Source organism: Arcanobacterium buesumense, assembly GCF_012563545.1.
Classification (GTDB): domain Bacteria; phylum Actinomycetota; class Actinomycetes; order Actinomycetales; family Actinomycetaceae; genus Arcanobacterium; species Arcanobacterium buesumense.
This window is the reverse complement of sequence record NZ_CP050804.1, coordinates 937,876-960,542: the sequence shown is the minus strand read 5'-3', so window position 1 is coordinate 960,542 and position 22,667 is coordinate 937,876. Positions and strand designations below refer to the sequence as shown.

Sequence of the window (22,667 nt, the reverse complement as noted above, 5' to 3'; positions counted from 1 at the left end):
GCATATGTGTGCGCACATGCGCATTGCTTCGATGAAAATAATGTATGCCAAGGAGGCAGGCGTGGAACACGTGATGGATGATTCTCAGTTTGAGAATTTAGAACAAGGCACTAACCCACGCGACGTGCGGGCATTAGTTGTTGAAGATGAAACACTTATTCGTCTCGATATTGTTGAGACATTGCGTGAAGCTGGTTTCGATGTTGTTGCCGAGGGCTCTAATGGCGAAGAAGCTATCGCTTTAGCTGCAGAACATGAGCCGGATTTAATCGTGATGGATGTCAAGATGCCCGGCCTAGATGGTGTTTCTGCGGCGGAACGTATTCTCGCTAATCAACGGTGTGCCATCGTCATGCTCACTGCTTTTTCGCAAAAAGAAATCGTTGATCGGGCCCGTGATGCTGGTGCTATGGCATTCCTTGTTAAGCCTTTTAGCCCCAATGATCTTTTGCCAGCAGTAGAGATCGCACTTTCGCGTCACCAAGAAATTGTCTCACTTGAAGCTGAGGTTACTTCGCTTGCCGAACAGTTTGAAACACGTAAGCGTATCGATCGTGCTAAAGGCTTATTGCAAGACAAGATGGGTCTGACTGAGCCGGAAGCCTTCCGCTGGATTCAAAAGACATCAATGAACCGTCGGCTCACTATGCGTGAAGTTGCTGATGCGGTTATTGACCAGGTGGGCGAATAAACACACACGTCATCCGCCCAGTTGCAGTAAGTGTGCCTTGGGCGTCGCTTATTTCGACACACGCTACACATGATCCATGCGATACCCGAATTACTGTGGCGCGCGCTCTAGCCAATTCAGTTGTGTTTGGCGCAAGTTGAGAGATATTTAGCTCTGTCCCAACTGCGAATCTGCCCTCGGGGGCATGAAGTTGCGCGAGACGTGAAGCTGCGTCCTCAACCAAAAATGCGTTTGCGCCGCCGTGCAATACTCCAAACGGCTGAGTGTTACCCGCAACCGGTATGGTCTCAATAACGTGTTGCATGTTGGCAACTTCTATTTTCGCGCCAAGTCGGCTGGCAAGTTCGCCGTCGTTTATATCAGTGATCGATGTGCTCATGAAGATAAGTCTACCTGTTAGAAGAAAGTGTGGGACTAACCCGGTAGTCTTAGTATGTGACTAAAAAAACGATGCTCCTTGTTGATGGCCATTCGATGGCTTTCCGCTCTTTCTTTGCTCTGCCAGCGGATTCTTTCCGGACTGCCCAAGGTCAATATACTAATGCCGTCCATGGCTTTGTTAATACGTTGTTACGGCTTATTCATGATTATCAGCCGACTCATATTGCTGTAGCTTTTGATCTGCCAGGCGGAACATTCCGAACTCGGGAATATGGCGAATATAAAGGTGGACGTGCCAAAACACCTGAAGAATTCAAGGGGCAAATTGGGGTGATTCAAGAAGTTCTCGATGTGATGGGGATTTCCTGGCTCACTGTGGAAGATTATGAAGCAGACGATATCGTGGCTACTTTGTCCGCACGCGGGGAAGATGCCGGGATGGAGGTTTATATTGCTTCTGGTGATAAAGACTCATACCAACTGGTGAGTGAACAGACTTCAGTTATTTATCCAATGCCACGCGCACAAATGTTGTTGTTAGATCCAGATGGAGTGGCCGAGCGAAGTGGGGTAAGGCCTGAACGCTATTCTGATTTAGCTGCATTGGTAGGAGAGAAAGCTGATAACCTTCCAGGGGTGCCCGGAGTTGGTCCAAAGACGGCTGCTAAATGGCTGGAACAGTACGGCAGTTTAACGCAGCTGCTCGATCATGCCGATGAGATTAAGGGTAAAGCCGGTCAGGCATTACGTGACCATACTGATCAGGTTAAATTGAATCGGCAGCTCAATCAGCTTGTTCGGGATCTCAACATTGTTCCGGATCTCCAAACGCTACAACCACAGGGGGTTGATCGTAGCGCGCTTCATCAACTTTTCGATACTTTGGATTTCACTACTTTGCGTAGCCGCGTTTTACAGGAGTTACCTGCTCGTGATGATGGCGCCGTGCCGGCCGAACGCAGTAAACCAGCGGTTCGTGAAGCAATAATCATCACCAATGGAACAAACGATTTAAGCGGTTTTTGTCATCTACACCAACCGCCGTATGCACTGGTGATTGATGGCTGCGGAAAACCTGGTGAGGGCAGTGTTGGCCGCTTTGCTTTGAGTGATGAAGACGGTTATGCCTTTGTTGGTGATGTGGCTACTCTTTCCGCAGATGACTCACATGAGCTGGGCCGGATCTTAGAAAGCCCGGAGATTGCAGTGTTTGGGCATGGGATGAAGGCTCAGATTCATGCTTGGGCTGGGCAAGGTTATGCGCTTTCCGGAATCATCGCAGATACGGAAATCGATGCTTACCTTTTGCATCCAGATCAACGCTCATACGACTTTGCTGATTTAGTACAACGCTATCTTGCGGTAGATATCTCTAGCCATGCGGATGACACGTTAGGCATCGGGGCAGACGGAGAACTGATCGATGATAATTTGGGTCAGCAGGCAGTTCTTTTACATGATTTGCGTGCTGCTTTTACAAAAGAACTTCATCTTCATCATGCTAACGAAACATTGGTTGAAATGGAGCTGCGGGTATCAGAAGTGTTAGCCCGGATGGAACAGCGGGGAGTCGGCGTTGATGTTGAACAACTTGATATGTTGCATGCTGATTTTGATGGCAAGGTTAATGATGCTGCCGAGCGCGCATGGGATGCTATTGGAGATAACTCGGTAAACCTATCAAGCCCGAAACAGTTGCAGGCGGTGTTGTTTGAGCAACTCAACTTGCCAAAGACAAAGAAAACAAAGTCAGGATATACGACGAACGCTGATGCATTGGCCGGTTTATTGGCCAAGATTAGTCTGCGGGAAGATGATCAGGCTATTGCTGGCCAAGAGTTTTTGACGGCGTTGCTCGATCATCGAGATTCCATCAAACTACGTCAGTCGGTTGAAGGCCTTCAGCGGGCAGTCCAACCAGATCGTCGGATTCGCACGACATATCAACAAACTGTAGCAGCTACTGGCAGACTGTCGTCTACTGATCCGAATTTACAAAATATTCATGCCCGCACTGAAGAAGGTCAACGTATTCGTGAGGTGTTTGTACCTGGCGCTGGATTCGATTACTTGATGACGGCGGACTATTCGCAGATTGAAATGCGCTTAATGGCTCATCTTTCAGGAGACCAAGAGCTGATTGACGCGTTCAATCATGGTGCTGATCTACACCGGTATGTTGCTGGGCGCGTCTATGGGGTAGCGGAAACTGACGTGACCTCGGCGCAACGTTCAAAGATTAAGGCAATGTCATACGGGTTAGTGTATGGATTATCAGCTTATGGGTTATCTGCGCAGTTGAAGATTCCAGTGCCGGAAGCACAAAACCTGATGGAAGGATATTTTTCGCGGTTCGGCCGGGTCAAGGAATATCTTGATGGATTAGTCGCCCAAGCTCGCAAGGATGGTTATACCGAAACGATTATGGGACGGCGCCGTTACTTGCCGGAGCTTTCGTCTACTAACCGCCAGGTGCGTGAAGCTGCCGAACGCATGGCGTTGAATGCTCCTATCCAGGGTTCAGCGGCAGATATTATCAAGATTGCTATGCTCAATGTGGAAGCAGAATTATCTCGTGCCGGTTTGGCATCACGAATACTCCTTCAGGTGCACGACGAACTTGTGTTGGAGGTCGTTGCTACCGAAGCTGAAACCGTTGAAAATATCGTACGTCAGGAGATGGGTGGTGCGTGGCCAGGGCTATCCGTTCCGTTATCAGTAGGCGTGGGCATCGGCCGGAATTGGCGTGCTGCCGCCCACTAAAGTGCGCTAGGAGTGCGGCTTACCTGCCCGAACCATCAGCGTTCCCGGGATAATGGGGGAGCGCTCTGGGCCCCACCCACCCCAGATCACAGTTCGGCCAGCCGGCCAGGGTGGTTCGAATAGCTCGTCTATGGTAAATCCGGATTCGATCAATGAGTTGATGTGGTCAGCTAACGTGTGATGGAATTCGGCGTATTCGAGGCGCGTGTGCGAGCGTTCAATATAAGGAGTGCGGTCAAAATAGGAGTTTACTGCAGTTAGACCGGTAGCTGTCGGATCATCAGGGAACATCCATCTGGTTGGATGAAGCGCTGAGTATGCCCACAATCCACCGGGGCGCAGGACACGATATATTTCTTGGTGTACTTCGTTGAGGTCAGGGACGAACGGCAAAACTCCGAAACTTGTGAAGACGACGTCGAAACTGTCGTCGTCGAACGGTAGTTGGCGGGCATCTGCTTGAAAGATCGGAAACTCGACACTGTACTTGTGGTTGAGTTCTTCGGCATGTTCGAGCATTCCTGGTGCCAGATCGGTTGCGACGACGTCGATACCGTTGCGAGCTAAGTAACGTGAGCATTGTGCCGCACCGGCACCAATTTCTAGGACGCGCTGGTTGCTCAGATCCCCAAGGAATTCGATGTCGGCTTCTCGTAGCCCTTCAGGTCCCCAAATAAAATCTTCGTCGCCTAAGATGGAACCGTGCTCTGCCAGATAATCGGTAGCATTGTCAGACCACCATTTTTCGTTAGCAACTATGGGATTGTCTACGCTGGAAAGCTGATGATGTCCGTATTTCATGGCATGGCCTTTCACGCTGTGGCGAATATGGCATAGCAACTCGCCGGTTATTTGTTGCAGTTTCGCGGTAAAACCCCGTAAACTGAGGGCTTGGTACATATATGTGCATGCACATATATGAACCAACTGTCCATATTAGTAACTATTATAAATTCGGAGTCACCAACTCTATGACCACGAACAACACTACTACCGAGGTTGCCATTAACGATATTGGTACCGAGGAAGATCTTATTGCTGCCGTTGATGAAACCATCAAGTACTTTAACGATGGCGACATCGTCGAAGGCACCGTAGTTAAAGTCGATCGGGATGAAGTCCTGCTCGATATCGGCTACAAGACCGAAGGCGTTATTCCTTCAAAAGAACTGTCCATCAAGCACGATGTCGATCCTGATGATGTCGTCGAAGTTGGTGACAAGATCGAAGCCCTCGTCATCCAGAAGGAAGACAAAGAGGGTCGTTTAATTCTTTCCAAGAAGCGTGCACAGTACGAGCGCGCTTGGGCAAAGATCGAAGAAGTCAAGGAAGCCGACGGCGTCGTTACCGGTACTGTCATCGAAGTTGTCAAGGGTGGTCTCATCCTCGACATTGGCTTGCGCGGCTTCCTGCCAGCATCTCTCGTTGAGATGCGTCGTGTGCGCGATCTTCAGCCATACATTGGCAAGGAAATCGAAGCTAAGATTATCGAACTGGACAAGAACCGCAACAACGTTGTTCTTTCCCGTCGTTCTTGGCTCGAGCAGACTCAGTCTGAAGTCCGCTCCACCTTCCTTAACACCCTTCAGAAGGGCCAGGTACGTGAAGGCGTCATTTCCTCCATCGTTAACTTCGGTGCATTCGTTGATCTTGGCGGCGTAGACGGTCTCGTTCACGTTTCCGAGCTCTCCTGGAAGCACATCGATCACCCATCTGAGGTTGTCGAAGTCGGTACTCCAGTGACCGTTGAAGTTCTCGAAGTCGATATGGATCGCGAGCGTGTTTCGCTCTCGCTCAAGGCTACTCAGGAAGATCCATGGCAGACCTTCGCACGTACCCACGCTATTAGCCAGGTCGTGCCAGGTAAGGTCACCAAGCTTGTTCCATTCGGTGCATTCGTTCGCGTTGAGGACGGCATCGAAGGCCTCGTTCACATTTCTGAACTCGCACAGCGTCATGTTGATCTGCCAGAGCAGGTTGTCAAGGTTGGCGACGATGTCTTCGTTAAGGTGATCGATATTGATCTCGATCGCCGTCGCATCTCGCTCTCGCTCAAGCAGGCTAACGAAGGTGTGGATCCTAACTCGGAAGACTTCGATCCATCACTGTACGGCATGTCCGCTGAGTACGACGAAGAGGGCAACTACAAGTACCCAGAAGGCTTCGATCCTGAGACCAACGAATGGCTCGAAGGTTACGAAGAGAACCAGGCTGCTTGGGAAGCAGAGTATGCTGCTGCTGAAGCTCGCTGGCAAGCACACAAGGCTCAGGTTGCTGCCGCAGCCGAAGCTGATGCTGCTGCCGCTGTTGCCGCTCCAGCTGCTACTTCCGAAACCGAGGAAGCTGCTCCAGCTAACTACTCATCGGCTGATGCTGATGTTGCTGGCACACTCGCTTCTGACGAGGCTCTTGCTGCTTTGCGCGACAAGCTCACCAATAACTGAGCTTAATGAGTTTAGCTAAACTCATAAGTTAGTTAATCTTAACGGCTGTGGCCCGAACAATTACGTTCGGGCCACAGCCTTATTTCATGAGTATTATTTCATTCTTCTGCTCCGTAGAAGACGTCGGTTGGTGGCATTCCAGGGCAGTCTTTTTGGACTTGTTCACCACCGGGATAGCGATCTACAAATACCAGATAGTCATCTGGTTGCCACGATATGCTATCTGGTGTGTGGAATAAGCTCACCCATGTTTGTTTACTGGGTTTATTTGACGTATCAACATTAATATTGTGGTCTGCTAAGCACGGGATAAAGTATTGATCCCAATAATCATAAAGTAAAGACAGTTGATCTTCAGACCACTCAGTCAACAACGCCGGTTCTGGGGTGTACATAGCACGACATTCCCAGTCCGCGATTTGTAATGCTGATTCCTGGGACTGCGGATGAGGGTCAAATTGAATACCACCGGTCGGGTGTGGGTGAGCTTTAAACCCACGGTCGTTAAGACACTGCGCTACTGAAAGGTCGACATCGCGGAGGGTTGGTTCGAAACGAACGAGACCTGGATCGTTGAGCTGGCTCGGATCAACACCCGGAACATTTTTACTCCGATCAAGCAAGTCGGTACGCCATTGAAGCTTTTCTTCCTCGGTCATCTTTTTCCGAACAATCTTAATCGTGGGTTCCCATGAGGTGTAATCCCAGGTTTTACTCGGCGCAAACCTATCCGCACTCTGATGTGACGGGACTGTAGGATCCGAACTAGTATCAGCATCTTGACATGCACCGAGCAATAACCCGACAACAAGAAGAGCAAGAACTTTGCTAGGTTTAAACATTAAATCCTCCTTTACACAATAAGGAATAATTGATATCTTTAACTTACTCAATGGTGAGTACAATCTCAAGTAAACTTTACCTTAAAGAGGTGAAAACATGAAGAAATCATTACGTGCCATTGCCAGTATCATTTGCGCAACGGGTTTGGTGCTGGGCGGATCGCTCCCAGCTATGGCTGGCACAAAAGGTGGAACAACAACATGTACAAATGGTGCAGTTAACGCCGTTCACGGCAAACAGCAAAGAGTCCACACCATTATGACGCTCCAAATTGGCGGGGTAACCTTTTTTAAAAAGGGTGGGGTTTACGAAAAAACGGTAGCTGCGCGCAATGGCGGCACTAAATCATGGTCCGCGCATTCGGACTGGCTAACATGGAACGGTACCTACGGCATGTGCACACCGCCGATTTGGTAAAGCATAGGTCAGGAAATGACGAAACGTCCTCAAAAAGTTATGGTTGTTAGTTTGTTTCTACTGCTAACAACCATAACTGTGTTAAGCATTTTATGGGCATTGCGGGTGACGTTTGCAACGCAGGCAGTATCTAATCCAACGTCAGAAACACACATAACAGTTGACGTCTTAGAACAAACTGTCGGCCAATCCTTGACCGTAACGACGACAGCTTCGCGTGATCCACTACCACTATCTGCCAATACTCTCACCGGCACTGCAACATACGTGACCGATAAAACCTCGGCCACGCAAGGAGATAACCTCTATACTGTCAACGATCAACCCGTGTGGGCGATAGTCAGCTCCACTCCAATCTGGCGCGATTTATCCGAAGGTGTACGCGGTGACGACGTCGTCGCCTTGCGAAACTTTCTCGCCGACCTTGGATATATCGACATACGAGAAGGCCAAACGTTTACCTCAGGGCTAGCGTGGGGAGTTAAAGCTTTCCAGAAAGACCGCGGATTAGAAGAAACGGGACAGTTTCCTCACGGAACTCTCATAGCTATCCCGCATAACGATACGCCAATAAAAATTGATAACAAAATACTGTTTACCGGAGCCCAACTCAACGGTGGCGAAGCATTCCTATCTACCTATTCCCAAACTCCAACCTTCATCATGATGCTGGGACAAGGCCAAGCGGAAATGATTCCTACCGGGGCAGTAGTACACGTGTATAGTGGCCAAACCATGTGGGAAGGTGTAGCGGGATCTGGTACAACCACACCAGATGGAGTATCTATCCCTGTTACCGCGTCAGATGGATCAATTCTGTGCGGTGATAGTTGTAGCGAATTACCACCGGGGGAGTTACTCCATCTAAACACTCACGTCGTTCTTGTTCCCGAACAAACCGGCCCCACCGTTCCGGTATCGGCTATCCTCACCACTGCTGACGGACAAACCCAGGTACGTGTTATTGACGGCAAGGAATCTCACCTTGTTCCAGTGACTGTGCGCGCCCTCGCTTCAGGATTAGCCGTTGTTGATGGTATCGAGGTGGGAACAAAAGTCGAAGCAATTGCGGAGCAATCTCGTGAATGACAAGCTAAGGGTTGCTGACCTAACGTTTCGCTACAGCAAACATGACCCGGAATTATACGATGGTCTTTCACTGACCTTTACCCCCGGAAAGATTACTGCGATCACTGGCGAATCGGGACGCGGCAAATCAACATTGCTCTATATCCTCGGTTTAATGCTTGCTCCAACAGCAGGCAACATCTATTACGGTCACACTGATCTTACGGCGCTTAACGATAGCCAAAAGTCGTCCTATCGAGCACACAATTTCGGATTCATTTTTCAAAGCGCCGAACTTGATCCCAACCGCAGCATTATTGATTCTGTGTGCGAACCCGGTATCTATTCCCATGCAGAGGCTCGCCCCCAAGAGGCCTATGCGCTCGAACTTTTGACCCGTATGGGAGTTGATAATGAGGCATATCGCAAACCTGGTCAAATATCTGGTGGACAAGCCCAACGCGTAGCTGTATGCCGGGCGCTCATCAACAATCCACACATTATCCTCGCCGACGAACCTACCGGCAACCTCGATGAGCACAACTCGCTGATTGTGCTCAACGCGCTACGCGAAGCAGCACAATCAGATAAGACCGTGTTGATAGCTACGCACGACCCCACAGTTATCAACTATGCCGACGACGTGGTGCAACTATGAACGTACGCTTTATTCACGAAGTTATGAAAGCAGCGTGGGCCTCTCGCACCTCGGCACTCATGCTTGGCATCGTCACCTTGATTATTTCGTTGCTTACTCTTGTCACCGCCGGCAAAAGCGTTGCCCAATCAGATGGTTTAGAACAGCAACTAGCGCGTATTGAAACACGCACCTTTACAGTCCTCGATCCCGAAGGTTCTTTACTTACTGACGCATTCGTCCATACGTTCGCAACTCAAAGTGGGGCACAATCAGTGCTTGCGCTCAGCAGACCCGTCGACGTCGTCAATGGAAACCTTGGCTTAAATGCATCGCGAATAGGCCTCGTCTCATTAGCCGGAAACATCGACGATGCGCTCAAACTCAATGATGGTCGCATGCCGCGAGCTGGTGAAGTAATCGTGGGAGTAAACGCCAAAGCCAAACTGGGGCTCACTAGCTCTTCAGGTTACGTCATGAGTGCTGATGGACACCAGTGGGCCGTCGTCGGCTCTTTTGATTCCCTCGCCCCGCACGAAGATTTAGCCGATCTCGTTATCGAGCCGACCCAATCAGCTCAAGCGTGGTCGCAAATGCGTTTTGTTGCGCCCAGCCTCGACGACGTTGGTCCGATGGAACACGTCCTGATCAAGAATCTGCCTTCAGCCCAGTCCACACTATCTGTGGAATCCTCAGCCCGAAAAGCGGCTGAGTCACAGGCCTTAATTAATTCTTTAAAGCAGCAATCTGGCGCGATTTTATTACTTGTTCATGGCGTGGGAATCGTGATTATCGGTGTTATTGTGCTAACTAACGTACTTATCCATGCCAAAGATTTAGGACGACGTCGAACCCTAGGGATCACGAGGTCCGCTCTGATTTGTTTCGTGGTTCTACGTACCGTAGTCATCAGCTTGATCGGCATTGTTTCGGGCGTCATACTCGGCTATACGGTGATGTACTTTGCGCACACTCCCGTACCGCTCGACTTCGCAGTTGCCAGCATTATATTGGCTCTATGTGCAGCCGCGGTAGCAGCAATTCCGCCCGCTATTTTTGCTGCATACCGAGACCCGGTGCGAGTCATGCGTATGCCGTAACCAGGCCGCGTTGAACATAGATAACTGGGCACAGATACGATAACCTAAATAGGTAACGATTTATTTGCGTTATTGAAAGGGGAGTGCGTTCTTCAGTGGACGTGCGCTAACATGCTCAAACTTGCAGTAACCGGTGGTATTGCGTCAGGAAAGTCCACGCTGACGCACGTTTTCGCCACCCGTGGCGCAATGGTTATCGACGCCGATCAGGTTGCCCGCGACGTCGTTGCCCCTGGCACAAAAGCCTTAGACCAAATAGGGCGCACCTTCGGTCCGCGTGTACTGCGTGCAGACGGACACCTTGACCGTGGAGCACTTGCCTCTTTCGTGTTTTCCAATTCCGCTGCACGCCAACAACTCGAGTCAATCATTCACCCCTATATCGCACGTGAAGTATCCGCACAACTACGTACCGCTCATCCGAGCCAAATCGTCGTCTACGACGTTCCACTGCTGGTTGGCAGCGCAAATCAGTTTTCGTTTATGGCCACGATGACTATCCATACCCCTGACCACGTTCGGATCGCTCGCATGGTTGACAACCGTGGGATGAGCCTAGCTCAAGCGAAAAGCCGAATCAATTCTCAACCAGGAGAGATGACGCGAACCGCAATATCCGATGTCGTTGTCACAAACTCAACGACTCAAGATGAATTCGTCTCATTAGCTGAAAAACTTTGGGATACTTGGGTAATACCTTATGACTGGGCACTTAGCCAAGAACGCGTTAGTGAACTGACGAATCCCATCGAAAATGTAATATTTCGAAGTGATACGCATCTTCAGGCCAGTCGATTACGAAACCTTGGTTGCGACGTTGTCGAAATACAAGGAACACATATCAAACTACGGGCTAATCCTGGTGCAGACACCTTACTCGACGCCGGCTGGATCCTCACCGGTTCTCGCCAAGCGACGACGGCTAACCCTGCTGAGCATTACACACTGAGCTGGTAGCAACAGATCTGTAGGTGATGCTCGTAGCGATAGCGCTCGAATATCGTACGCAAGCCCCGAATGGTGCATAATCCTCGGTGTGTGGAAGTTCTGATTGAGGTGAAGATGGGAGAGCTTCTGTGAAGATACCCAAGCGTTCCGTTGCTCGTCCTTTTCGGTGGATACTTGATTGCTAAATGCCTGATCGCTTCAGTTATGGCATGGCCTTTGATGACGATGATTCTTCAGGCGAAGGGACTTTCATATCTAGAGATCGGGCTTCTTAATTCGTTTGGGGCTGTTGTATCTCTTTTATTTGAGGTACCTATGGGACGTCTTGCCGATAGATTTGGACAAAAGTATGCATTAGCTTTCGGATCCCGATTGATCGCGCTTGGTGTCAGTGTTCTTGCCGTATTCGACGCGTTGCCAGCAGTTTATCTTTCTGAACTCGTCATTGGCGCCGGCCTTGCGCTTTCTTCTGGTGCTGACAGTGCCTGGCTTTTCCAAGAGCACAAGCGATTGGGGATGGAAGATGACTAGATGACTATTTGAAGAGCCGGTCAGCCGTCGGATCGGTGACCTTATTGTTTTCCATGACTTCAAGTGTGGTTGGACCGATACTGTTCTCATGGCGCACCAACCTACCGCTGTGGATGAGTGTGGCTTGCTATATCGCAGCTGCTGGCGTGTTTTTACGTCTGCGTTTGCATGACCAGTTATCTTCGGAATCTTCTAAAGCCGATCAATCCAGTCACGGAGCGCATAAACTGGGCACAGTAATTCGCCGTGTCGCGGGGGTAATAAGAAATCATAGCCTCTTTGTTTCGCTTGCACTCGCTTCGACGATAGTCATGATTGCAGTGTCAAATTACTCGACGTATCTTGGGCCGTTCTTGGAAGAACGCGGTCTTGAGGTTCGAAACTTGGGAATCGTATTGGTGATCGGGAAGATCGTCCAGTGGCTTGCAGTGCGAAATACTGATCGGCTCAAGCGCTCAACGGACCACGAGCGATTGCGTGTTCTCACTGTTATGGGTTTAGTGATTCTTTTCTTGGTCGCAGTGAGTGTGACCATGCCTTCAACGCCTTGGATAGGTGCAGGGTCGTTTGTTTTGTTGTCTGGGTTGGCATCAGTTTTCTTTATCCTCATCGATGAACAAGTTAATCTGGTGATTTCTGACAAGTATCGCACAACGATGCTATCCATCGTGGCGATGTTCGACGAGGCTGCGACGATCGCGGTAGATCCGGTGATCGGAGCTGTGTTGGACGCCCTTGGGTTCTCTCGAACGTATCTCCTACTTTCGGCTGTACTGTCGGTTAGTTTTTGTCTCGTTGTCGCCCTTGCCACGTATTCCACCCGTAACCTCTCTGATCGGAATGATCCGGCAGGGCACTAAGAGGTGTTCAAGCGGAACCACCTATTAATAAGTATTCAACCCTGGTCGATTACGATTTCTAGGAGCCTACAGTCAGCAGGTAACACCTCGTTACCTGTAAAGCTGGTAGCGATAGGTATCGAATATTGTCGGAGCTAACCGGTAGGCTTGAGGTATGCGTCCTGTTACTGATATTGTGCGTCAAGAAGCACCATTCGAAGTTATCTCTGAATACACTCCGTCCGGCGATCAGCCCACCGCAATTGCGGAACTCGCTGAGCGGATTAACGCCGGGGAAAAAGATATCGTTTTGTTGGGCGCAACCGGAACTGGAAAATCAGCAACCACTGCATGGTTGATCGAACAAATACAGCGCCCCACACTCATCATCGAGCCAAACAAAACCCTCGCCGCCCAAATGGCTGCCGAATTCCGGGAATTGTTACCCAACAATGCCATCGAGTACTTCGTTTCGTACTACGACTACTATCAGCCAGAAGCCTATGTGCCGCAAACTGATACGTTTATTGAAAAAGATTCCTCCATTAACGACGAAGTTGAGCGGTTGCGCCACTCGGCCACCAATTCGTTGATTACGCGGCGCGATACCGTCGTGGTGGCTTCTGTTTCGTGTATCTATGGTTTGGGAACGCCGCAAGAATACGTTGATCGTATGGTGGACGTCCATGTTGGGCAAGAACTCGACCGCGATGCGTTACTTAAGCAGTTCGTGACGATGCAGTATACGCGCAACGATATGGCGTTCACCCGTGGCACATTCCGGGTACGCGGCGATACTGTGGAGATCATTCCAGTTTATGAAGAGCTCGCTATCCGGATCGAATTTTTCGGCGATGAGATTGAATCCATCGCCTTACTGCATCCGCTAACTGGCAATGTGGTGCGCGAAACCGACCATGCTCATATTTTCCCTGCTTCCCACTATGTTGCTGGTGAAGAACGCATGAAACGTGCAATTGCTTCTATTGAGGAAGAATTAGCTGAGCGCCTAGCAGAGTTACGCGATCAAGATAAGCTACTGGAAGCTCAACGGCTCGAGATGCGTACCACCTACGATTTAGAGATGATGCGCAATATCGGAACGTGCTCGGGTATCGAGAATTATTCGAGGCATATTGATGGTCGTGGCCCAGGCACACCTCCGAATACCTTGCTCGATTATTTCCCTGAGGATTTTGTGTTGATTATTGACGAATCGCACGTGACGGTACCGCAAATTGGTGCCATGTACGAAGGGGATATGTCCCGCAAGCGCACCCTTGTGGATTTCGGATTCCGCCTGCCTTCCGCAATGGATAATCGGCCACTGAAATTCGCGGAGTTCTTGGAACGAATCGGTCAGACTGTTTATCTCTCAGCAACACCGGCTAAATATGAGATGGAACTTTCTGATGGATACGTCGAACAAATTATTCGACCTACCGGCCTAGTAGATCCAGAGATCATTGTTAAGCCAACAAAAGGCCAAATCGACGATCTGCTCGAACAAGTACGTGCCCGCGTCGATCGTGATGAACGAGTTTTGGTTACCACGTTAACCAAGAAAATGGCCGAAGACCTCACCGATTATCTTGCCGAACGCGGGGTCAAGGTTGAGTATTTGCATTCCGACGTCGATACCTTACGGCGCGTTGAACTGTTGCGTGAACTACGCATGGGCAAATTCGATGTATTAGTGGGTATCAACCTGTTGCGTGAGGGTTTGGACCTACCAGAAGTCTCACTTGTTGCGATCCTCGACGCCGATAAGCAGGGCTTCTTGCGCTCTACGACAGCGCTCATTCAGACCATTGGACGTGCAGCTCGAAACGTATCTGGGCAAGTACACATGTACGCCGATTCGATAACACCAAATATGCGTGAGGCGATCGACGAAACCAACCGCCGTCGCGAAAAGCAAATAGCATACAACACTGCGCACGGCATCGATCCGAAACCATTGCGGAAGAAGATCGCCGACGTGACTGACATGCTCGCCCGTGAAGATCTTGAGACTGGCGAATTGCTAGACGGCGGGTATCGCAAAGAAAAGTCAGTTGCCGAACGATTACCTCAAGATGGTGCTGAAATTGAGCAACTACTTCAAGATCTGCGCGAACAGATGCACGTTGCTGCCGAACACCTACAGTTCGAACTCGCTGCCCGGTTACGCGACGAAATCGAAGATGTTAAGCGTGAGTTACGTGCCATCAAACAAGCTCAATAGTGCTTGTCGCGAACTGAGCGCGATATCATAACGCCTAAGATGTTACCTTCTAGCTACTCTCGCGTAAGCTAGAAATAGCGAAGGGGAGTATTCCCACGAAATATCGGTTCGTCATCGCGGCTGCTTAGCCCGGGCCGAGGCCACTACTCTCATTAGAGATGGCGGGAAGAGACCTTCGGTCATGTTCTGAACCGAAAGGCTAACTTTGCTTAACTCTATGCTTGTAACTGTTGCAAACTCGTCCTCTGCTGATCCAACCATGGTGGTTCATGCATGGGAATGGGTACTTCTTGGAGTATTCGTTGTTGCATTGATTCTTTTTGATCTTCTCGGACATGTGCGTAAAGCTCATGAGCCAACCATTGGTGAAGCCTCACGCTGGACCGGAGTTTATGTTTCGCTTGCTGTACTTTTCGGTATCGCAACCTACTTCCGCCACGGTGGCCGGTTCGCCACTGAATTCTTCGCCGGCTATATCACCGAGTATTCACTCTCGCTCGATAACATCTTTGTTTTTATTATCATTATCGCAGCCTTTAAAGTACCTCGGAAATTCCAGCAAAAAGTACTGATGTGGGGCATCATTATTGCCCTTGTCTTGCGATTTATCTTCATTATGATCGGCGCGGCCCTTGTTGAAAAATTCATCTGGGTGTTCTTCGCTTTCGGTGTGTGGATGGTCTACACCGCAACCAAGCAGGTCTTGGACGGTTTACAAGAAGCACGTGACCGCAAAAATGGTGTTAAAGAAGATGATGAGTATAAACCGACTGCGCTGACCCGCTTTATTTCTCGAGTATTCCCTGTGACAGCTGGGTTCGTTGGCGATAAGCTATTCCACCGCTCCCAAGGAAAAACTTTCCTTACTCCGCTGCTTATTTGCATTATCTCCATTGGGACGATCGATTTGCTGTTCGCTCTTGACTCGATTCCAGCAATCTTTGGGTTGACGAAGGAGCCGTTTATCGTGTTCGCATCGAACGCGTTTGCGTTGCTTGGTTTGCGCCAGTTGTTCTTCCTCGTCGATGGCTTACTCGATCGCCTCATCTACTTGCACTACGGTTTGGCGGCAATCCTCGGATTCATCGGCTTGAAGCTTCTGCTCCACGCCTTCCACGGATACGATATGCTCACCGCAATTACCGAACCGACACCAGGTGTCTCGGTAGGCATCATCCTAGGCATCATTATTGTGACCGTGGTGGCCTCCATTATTGGAGCACGCAGACTTCGGGCTGAACACTAGTTCTTATAGAGAGCCTATAGGCAGCGGATCGTTAGGCGATATTGGATAGACGTCCGCTAATGTGTCCTGGAGATTTTTGGCTGTTGCGTAACTATACGACAGATAGATGCGATCACCATAAATCGGTTGTGAGAGAACTATTGACAGATCGGAATCGAAGCACAGTGATGGGAGATTGGCTCGAAATAACCTTTCAATCTCATGGCGTGGTACATGCACGAAAGAATACGGTTCCGGCCTTAGAAAGGAATCATCTGGTCCCAACGTTATCGCGGGAGCGCTACAGCGTACTAAGAAAGAACGCATAGTTTGCATGGTTCATGCCACCTTCAGAGGAGTGCTGGATAAATCCCTGTTCATTTAGATACTGAACGGCAAGTTAGATGTACTCAGCCCTTGAGAGCTAATTTGCGAGCTATCACAGCGCACACCATCAACTGCAATTGATGGAAAATAATTAACGGGATTCCGATCGTTCCAACAACAGACGCAGGGAATAAGGCATTGGCCATCGGTAGCCCGGTAGCCAAGGACTTTTTAGAACCACACATCAGCACCACAATCCGGTCTTTCCTCGTTAGGCCGAGCGATCCGAACCACGTTAGCGCCAACATCAACGCCAGGAAAAGCGCCAACACGATCAGAAGGACAACCAACGAATAGGCCGTGATAACGCTCCATGAGCCGTCGAGAGTTGCCACCGTCGTCGCCGTCAAAACCACTAAAATAATTGCGCCCGTATCGGTAGTCTTGGTCAAGTCACGCCGGGCACGCATCCACCCGCCAAACCAGGGTTGCACAAGTTGCCCGGCAATAAACGGCAACAGCAGTTTGACCATAATCGAGCCAAACCCGCCAGTATCTGCTCCGGAAACACTCATGAAAACTGCAACTAAAACTGGAGTGATAAACATCCCGGCGATATTCGATAAGGTTGCAGCAGCGATTGCGGCACCAACATTACCGTTCGCAATCGACACAAAGGTCACCGAGGATTGAACCGTAGACGGCAATAATGACAGGTAAAAAATCCCACGGGCCAGTTCTGGGCCGAGCAGGGGAGAAGCAAGTGTTGCAACCGCCCAACCCATACACGGGAAAATCACAAACGTCGCAAACAGAATCGACCCTTGTAAACGAACGTTAGCTAAACCGCTCAGAACCTCGCGCGTAGGTAACCGCATTCCGTACAGGAGAAAAACGAGCGCAACTCCGATATCAGCGGCGATCCCAAAGCCGTTTGCAATCTCTCGTGAAAACGGGATAAATAATCCAGCACAGAGCGCAAGAATTATCCCGATAATGAGCGGATCTTTGCGCACATTACTCCCATGGTCCGTAGACGACAGTCCATTCAGCAATTTCGACGTTGGCAAGTACACCAGCTTTGTTGAACGGGTCATCGGCGAGTAGCTCCCGTGCTTTATCCTCTGATTCGGCGTCGACGACGATCAGCGCACGTCCTCCTGCCATTGGACCAGAAGCTTTGAGCGCGCCCCTATCGAAGAGCATTTTTAAGAACTCACGGTGACGTGGGCGTATCTCGGTAGTGAGATCAGTTTGGGCAGAATCGTATGTATAAATAACAGCAAATGTACTCATGTGTACTATCTTACGTTGTGCTCACGGAAAACTGGTATGGAAACGTGTCGGAGACGGTCGGTATGATCTTAGATGTGCATGATTCAATACATATTCAAGGTGCGAGAGAACATAATCTTCGTAATGTCACGCTGGATATCCCGCGTGACAAGATGGTTGTGTTCACTGGCCTGTCGGGTTCTGGTAAGTCGTCCTTAGCGTTCGATACTATTTTTGCGGAAGGACAACGGCGCTATGTTGAATCGTTGTCATCGTATGCGCGCCAGTTCTTAGGCCAGATGGATAAGCCGGCTGTTGATTTCATTGAAGGACTCTCACCGGCTGTTTCGATCGATCAGAAGTCCACTAACCGCAATCCGCGGTCTACCGTTGGAACGATCACCGAGGTCTATGACTACTTGCGTTTGCTTTACGCACGCGCTGGCACGCAGTATTGCCCGGTATGCGGGGCATTAATTGAAGCGCAGTCAGCAGAACAGATAGTCAATCGGCTGCTCGAAGAAGAAGATAAAACCCGTATCCATATTTTGGCGCCGGTGGTTCGCGGCCGCAAGGGCGAACACCTTGAACTGCTCAAACAGCTACAAACCGATGGCTATTCGCGCGCTCGTATTGACGGCACTGTTTACCGTCTTGACGAAGCACCTGCGTTAGCGAAAACCTATAAGCATGATATCGATGTTGTCGTGGATCGCTTAGCGATTCGTGATGGTATCCGCTCTCGGTTAAATGATTCGGTTGAAAATGCCCTACGCCTCTCAAAAGGCGTAGTGGTTATTGAATACGTTGATCGTGAAGCCGACGATCCATATAAAGAACGTCGCTTTTCTGAACAACGATCTTGCCCGAATGATCATCCACTTGAACTTGAAGAAATTGAGCCGCGCACATTCTCATTCAACGCGCCCTATGGTGCTTGTCCGGAATGTGACGGCATTGGTTTCAAACTCCAGGTCGATCCCGAACTCGTCATCCCTGACGAATCACTATCGATTGAAGATGGCGCTATTCTGGCGTGGTCAGTGACTGCATCAGCGAGCGCCCGAGATTACTATCAACGTCAGCTCGCCAGTCTTGCTGAGGATATGGGTTTCAAGCTCACCACCCCGTGGAAGAAACTTCCCAAGGAAGTAAAAGAGGCGATTTTGCGTGGCCGGGATTTCAAAGTCAAAATGAAGTACCGCAATCGGTGGGGCCGGGAGAAGATATATTCCTCCGGTTTCGAAGGCGTGTTGAATTTTGTGAAACGCAAGCACAATGAGACTGAATCCGAGTGGTCTAAAGAACGGTTTGCTGGCTTTATGCGTGAAGTTGCCTGCCCTGTTTGTGGCGGTGCACGATTACGCCCGGAAGTTCTAGCAGTGCGCGTCGGTGATCTCAATATTGCTCAGCTAACCGACCTTCCTATCGGGGAAGCCCTCGAATACGTCACCCATATTGATCTCGATGAGCGTGGGCGCAAAATTGCTCAGCAAGTACTTCGCGAGATCATCGAACGGTTAACTTTCCTCGTTTCCGTTGGCCTTGACTATCTCACGCTCTCACGCGCAGCTGGAACGCTCTCTGGTGGTGAGGCGCAACGTATTCGTCTGGCTACCCAGATCGGTGCCGGTCTTGTTGGCGTGCTTTACGTTCTCGATGAACCCTCTATTGGCCTTCATCAACGTGATAATGAAAAACTCCTTGAAGCACTCAACCGGTTGCGCGACCTGGGCAATACGCTCATCGTCGTCGAACATGATGAAGATACGATCCGGCAGGCAGACTGGCTAGTCGATATCGGCCCTGGAGCTGGTGAACATGGCGGAGAGATTGTCTTCTCTGGTAAACCAGCCGATATCGTTCAATCGCCTAACTCGATCACCGGGCAGTACCTCACCGGAAAGCGCGCCATCGTGGTGCCAACCGAACGCCGGAAAATCGTCAAGAAGAACCAGATCACGGTTTCCGGAGCTACCGAAAACAATCTCGACAACGTCACTGTCAAATTCCCTATCGGAGTTTTCACCGCAGTAACCGGCGTATCTGGCTCGGGAAAATCCACCCTGGTTAACTCTATTTTGTACAAGGTGTTGGCAAACGAGCTCAACCGTGCACGTTCCTTGCCTGGCCGGCATAAGAAAGTCACCGGATTGGAAGAACTTGATAAAGTCGTGCACGTCGATCAATCACCGATTGGGCGTTCGCCACGATCCAATCCTGCCACCTACACCGGCATGTGGGATCCGATCCGTAAGCTGTTCGCCGAAACCCAAGAAGCAAAGGTTCGCGGATACGGCCCAGGGCGTTTCTCGTTCAACGTCAAAGGCGGCCGGTGCGAAGCCTGCTCTGGTGATGGAACGATCAAGATCGAAATGAACTTCTTGCCCGACGTTTACGTACCATGCGAAGTTTGCCGTGGTGCACGGTACAACAGTGAAACTCTCCAAGTACACTACAAGGGCAAGAATGTAGCTGAAGTTCTTGACATGACGATCTCTGAGGCTCGCGAATTCTTCGGCAATGTCCAGCGAATCGCGAAATACTTAGAGATGCTTGAACTCGTTGGCTTGGGATATATTCGGCTCGGCCAACCGGCAACAACGCTTTCTGGCGGTGAAGCGCAACGTGTCAAACTCGCTTCCGAACTGCATCGTCGTTCCACCGGGCGAACCGTTTATGTTCTTGACGAACCCACTACTGGCCTGCATTTTGAAGATGTCCGCAAGCTTATCAGCGTGCTGCAATCACTCACCGATAAAGGCAATACCGTTATCGTTATTGAACATAACCTTGACGTCATCAAATCTGCCGACTGGGTAATCGATCTTGGCCCTGAAGGCGGAAAGGGCGGCGGTCGCGTTATCGCTGAAGGCACACCAGAAGATATTGCACGCGTGGAAGAATCCCACACTGGGCGATTCCTCAAACCGATTCTCACCAGTGCCGGAACACTCTAACCATGGCCGATCCGCAGAGCTATCGTCCCACCGATATTCCGGCAAACCCGGGAGTCTATCGGTTTATCGACGACGAAGGTCGAGTTATTTACGTCGGTAAAGCATCGTCATTGCGTAACCGGCTGAGTAACTATTTCCAAGACCCAGCACAACTCCATCCGCGCACCCGAGCAATGGTGTTTACCGCTGTGGATGTCAAATGGGTAGTAGTCGGATCAGAGATTGAGGCGCTGACTCTCGAATACGCGTGGATTAAGGAATTTGCACCGCGGTTCAACGTGATGTATCGCGATGACAAATCTTATCCGTACCTGACAATTACGATGAGTGAAAAGTATCCACGCGTGCTCGTTACCCGCAATGCTCATCGACGGGGAGATAAATATTACGGTCCCTACACGAAAGTATGGGCAGTACGCGAAGCTCTGGATCTACTGCTCAGGGTTTTCCCTATGCGATCATGCACTAAAGGCGTGTTTAACAATGCGCAACGCAGCGGACGTCCTTGTTTGAATGGATATATCGACAAATGCGCTGCACCGTGCGTGGGAAGGATCAGTGAAGAAGAACATCAGAATATCGCTCGGCAAATGATTTCTTTCCTTGATTCCAATGGTGAAAAACTGATTAAGCAGAAGACTGCAGAAATGAATAGTGCCGCTCAAGCCTACGATTTCGAACGGGCTGCTCGGTTGCGAGATGATATTGTTGCGCTAACAACAGTTGCGGAACGAAATACAGTTGTACTCGATCGAGATGTTGATGCAGATATTTTTGGGTTAGAGTACGACGAACTGGAAGCCTCCGTACAAGTATTCTTTGTCCGTGGTGGCCGTATTCGCGGTCAGCGTGGCTGGGTCACCACAGTAGAAGATCTCGGACAACCCGAATTACTCAGCCAACTCTTACTACAGGTGTATGGTGCCTATGCGCCAGTTCCAACGCATAAAAAACGAAGTCAGGCACGCTCTATTGATGATGTCGAACATACCGCAATAGATGCAATTCCTCGAGAAATCTGGGTTCCCGCTATGCCAGCTGATCGAGAAGTGCTTCAGCAGTGGCTCACCCAACTTCGTGGTGCACCCGTACGTATTCTCACCCCACAACGTGGGCCGAAAGCACAGCTCGCTCAGACTGTCCATACCAATGCAGTTCAGGCTTTACAACGGCACAAAATTCAACGTGCTGGCGATATTACGGAGCGTTCTCAAGCCCTGGAAGAATTACGCGAAGGGCTTGGATTGGAACGAGCTCCGCTACGTATCGAATGTTACGACGTCTCCCATACCCAAGGAACGCACCAAGTGGCTTCCATGGTCGTTTTTGAAGATGGACTTGCGAAAAAATCAGACTATCGGCATTTTATTGTTCGGGGGCCAGAAGGCACCGGCGCACGGGACGATACAGCTGCTATGGATGAAGTATTACGACGTCGTCTTTCCCGTCTTCAATCTGGAGCTGCGGCAGACGATGCCTCTGATGATGAACCACTAGATAAAACAACTCCACCCGGTAAACAGCCACGAAAATTTGCTTACCGCCCAGATCTTATCGTCGTCGATGGCGGGCTCCCGCAAGTTAATGCTGCACAACGCGTTGTCGAAGAACTAGCAGCTGATGTAACCGTCATCGGCCTAGCGAAACGTTTGGAAGAAATCTGGCTACCAAGGGAGGACTTTCCCGTGATTTTATCGAGATCGTCACCAGCCTTGCGGTTATTGCAATTTTTACGTGATGAATCACATCGCTTTGCAATTACTTTCCACCGTAAGAAACGCAGTAAAGCAATGACTCGTTCTGCACTTGATGACGTTCCAGGACTTGGCCAAGGCAAACAAAAAGCATTGCTCAAACATTTTGGTTCCCTTGCGAAGATTAAAGCGGCTTCCCGTGCGGAACTTTTGGCCGCACCTGGAATCGGTCCGGTGTTAGCCGACGCATTGATCTCGCAATTAGGCATCGATCACAAATAACTGGCAGGATAGTGA

At 50.0% G+C, this 22,667-nt stretch carries 19 protein-coding genes; 14 read left to right on the top strand and 5 right to left on the bottom strand.

Annotated elements, in window-relative coordinates; translation table 11 throughout:
• Positions 1-73 precede the first annotated feature (73 nt).
• Positions 74-691, top strand: a complete 618-nt coding sequence (locus tag HC352_RS04330) for an ANTAR domain-containing response regulator (RefSeq protein ID WP_168918608.1) — start codon at positions 74-76, stop codon at positions 689-691.
• Here HC352_RS04330 and HC352_RS04325 read toward each other — a convergent pair.
• Positions 669-1,070, bottom strand: coding sequence for a PaaI family thioesterase (locus HC352_RS04325; protein ID WP_168917746.1), 402 nt, complete (start codon positions 1,068-1,070; stop codon positions 669-671). The two genes, HC352_RS04330 and HC352_RS04325, sit on opposite strands and share 23 nt — an antisense overlap.
• A 56-nt stretch (positions 1,071-1,126) precedes the next feature.
• On the opposite strand from HC352_RS04325, the gene polA reads away from it, so the two are divergent.
• Positions 1,127-3,835, top strand: a complete 2,709-nt coding sequence (gene polA / locus HC352_RS04320) for a DNA polymerase I (RefSeq protein WP_168917745.1) — start codon at positions 1,127-1,129, stop codon at positions 3,833-3,835.
• Positions 3,836-3,841: 6 nt separating this feature from the next.
• Here the strand turns inward: polA and HC352_RS04315 are convergent, their stop codons facing one another.
• On the bottom strand, positions 3,842-4,636 hold the full coding sequence (locus HC352_RS04315; protein ID WP_168917744.1) for a class I SAM-dependent methyltransferase: 795 nt from the start codon (positions 4,634-4,636) through the stop codon (positions 3,842-3,844).
• 170 nt (positions 4,637-4,806) lie between these two features.
• Here HC352_RS04315 and rpsA point away from each other — a divergent pair, with 170 nt between their 5' ends.
• Positions 4,807-6,279: a 30S ribosomal protein S1 gene (gene rpsA, locus HC352_RS04310; RefSeq protein ID WP_168917743.1), complete on the top strand. Its 1,473-nt coding sequence runs from the start codon at positions 4,807-4,809 to the stop codon at positions 6,277-6,279.
• Positions 6,280-6,377: 98 nt separating this feature from the next.
• On the opposite strand, the gene HC352_RS04305 is transcribed toward rpsA, so the two are convergent.
• A complete protein-coding gene (locus HC352_RS04305; protein ID WP_168917742.1) occupies positions 6,378-7,121 on the bottom strand; it encodes a hypothetical protein in 744 nt (247 codons plus the stop codon).
• Positions 7,122-7,218: 97 nt separating this feature from the next.
• Between HC352_RS04305 and HC352_RS04300 the strand changes: the two genes are divergently transcribed.
• The 9 genes from HC352_RS04300 (at position 7,219) to HC352_RS04260 (ending at position 16,135) form a co-directional block, all read left to right on the top strand.
• Positions 7,219-7,539, top strand: coding sequence for a hypothetical protein (locus tag HC352_RS04300; RefSeq protein WP_168917741.1), 321 nt, complete (start codon positions 7,219-7,221; stop codon positions 7,537-7,539).
• Between the two features lie 15 nt (positions 7,540-7,554).
• Positions 7,555-8,628, top strand: a complete 1,074-nt coding sequence (locus HC352_RS04295) for a peptidoglycan-binding domain-containing protein (RefSeq protein ID WP_168917740.1) — start codon at positions 7,555-7,557, stop codon at positions 8,626-8,628.
• Positions 8,621-9,265 (top strand): ABC transporter ATP-binding protein, encoded by a 645-nt coding sequence (locus tag HC352_RS04290; protein WP_168917739.1) that lies wholly within the window; start codon positions 8,621-8,623, stop codon positions 9,263-9,265. Before HC352_RS04295 ends, HC352_RS04290 begins: the two co-directional genes overlap by 8 nt.
• On the top strand, positions 9,262-10,344 hold the full coding sequence (locus HC352_RS04285; protein WP_168917738.1) for an FtsX-like permease family protein: 1,083 nt from the start codon (positions 9,262-9,264) through the stop codon (positions 10,342-10,344). Before HC352_RS04290 ends, HC352_RS04285 begins: the two co-directional genes overlap by 4 nt.
• Positions 10,345-10,455: 111 nt before the next feature.
• Complete coding sequence (coaE, locus tag HC352_RS04280) at positions 10,456-11,301, top strand: dephospho-CoA kinase (RefSeq protein WP_168917737.1); 846 nt, start codon at positions 10,456-10,458, stop codon at positions 11,299-11,301.
• 210 nt (positions 11,302-11,511) lie between these two features.
• Entirely contained in the window at positions 11,512-11,823 is a 312-nt protein-coding gene (locus HC352_RS04275; protein ID WP_168917736.1) for an MFS transporter, read from the top strand.
• A gap of 53 nt (positions 11,824-11,876) precedes the next feature.
• Positions 11,877-12,683, top strand: coding sequence for an MFS transporter (locus HC352_RS04270; RefSeq protein WP_168917735.1), 807 nt, complete (start codon positions 11,877-11,879; stop codon positions 12,681-12,683).
• 154 nt (positions 12,684-12,837) lie between these two features.
• Positions 12,838-14,889, top strand: coding sequence for an excinuclease ABC subunit UvrB (gene uvrB, locus HC352_RS04265; RefSeq protein WP_168917734.1), 2,052 nt, complete (start codon positions 12,838-12,840; stop codon positions 14,887-14,889).
• Between the two features lie 259 nt (positions 14,890-15,148).
• A complete protein-coding gene (locus tag HC352_RS04260; RefSeq protein ID WP_168918607.1) occupies positions 15,149-16,135 on the top strand; it encodes a TerC/Alx family metal homeostasis membrane protein in 987 nt (328 codons plus the stop codon).
• Between the two features lie 389 nt (positions 16,136-16,524).
• Here the strand turns inward: HC352_RS04260 and HC352_RS04255 are convergent, their stop codons facing one another.
• On the bottom strand, positions 16,525-17,457 hold the full coding sequence (locus tag HC352_RS04255) for a bile acid:sodium symporter family protein (protein ID WP_247645231.1): 933 nt from the start codon (positions 17,455-17,457) through the stop codon (positions 16,525-16,527).
• A gap of 1 nt (position 17,458) precedes the next feature.
• Positions 17,459-17,737 carry a YciI family protein gene (locus HC352_RS04250; protein WP_168917732.1) on the bottom strand — a complete coding sequence of 93 codons (279 nt, stop codon included), beginning with the start codon at positions 17,735-17,737 and terminating at the stop codon, positions 17,459-17,461.
• A gap of 62 nt (positions 17,738-17,799) precedes the next feature.
• On the opposite strand from HC352_RS04250, the gene uvrA reads away from it, so the two are divergent.
• Both uvrA and uvrC read left to right on the top strand, forming a co-directional pair.
• Positions 17,800-20,676 carry an excinuclease ABC subunit UvrA gene (gene uvrA / locus HC352_RS04245; protein ID WP_247645230.1) on the top strand — a complete coding sequence of 959 codons (2,877 nt, stop codon included), beginning with the start codon at positions 17,800-17,802 and terminating at the stop codon, positions 20,674-20,676.
• A gap of 2 nt (positions 20,677-20,678) precedes the next feature.
• The gene (uvrC, locus tag HC352_RS04240; RefSeq protein WP_168917731.1) at positions 20,679-22,652 is read left to right on the top strand and encodes an excinuclease ABC subunit UvrC; all 1,974 of its coding nucleotides are present in this window, start codon (positions 20,679-20,681) and stop codon (positions 22,650-22,652) included.
• Positions 22,653-22,667: the final 15 nt, after the last annotated feature.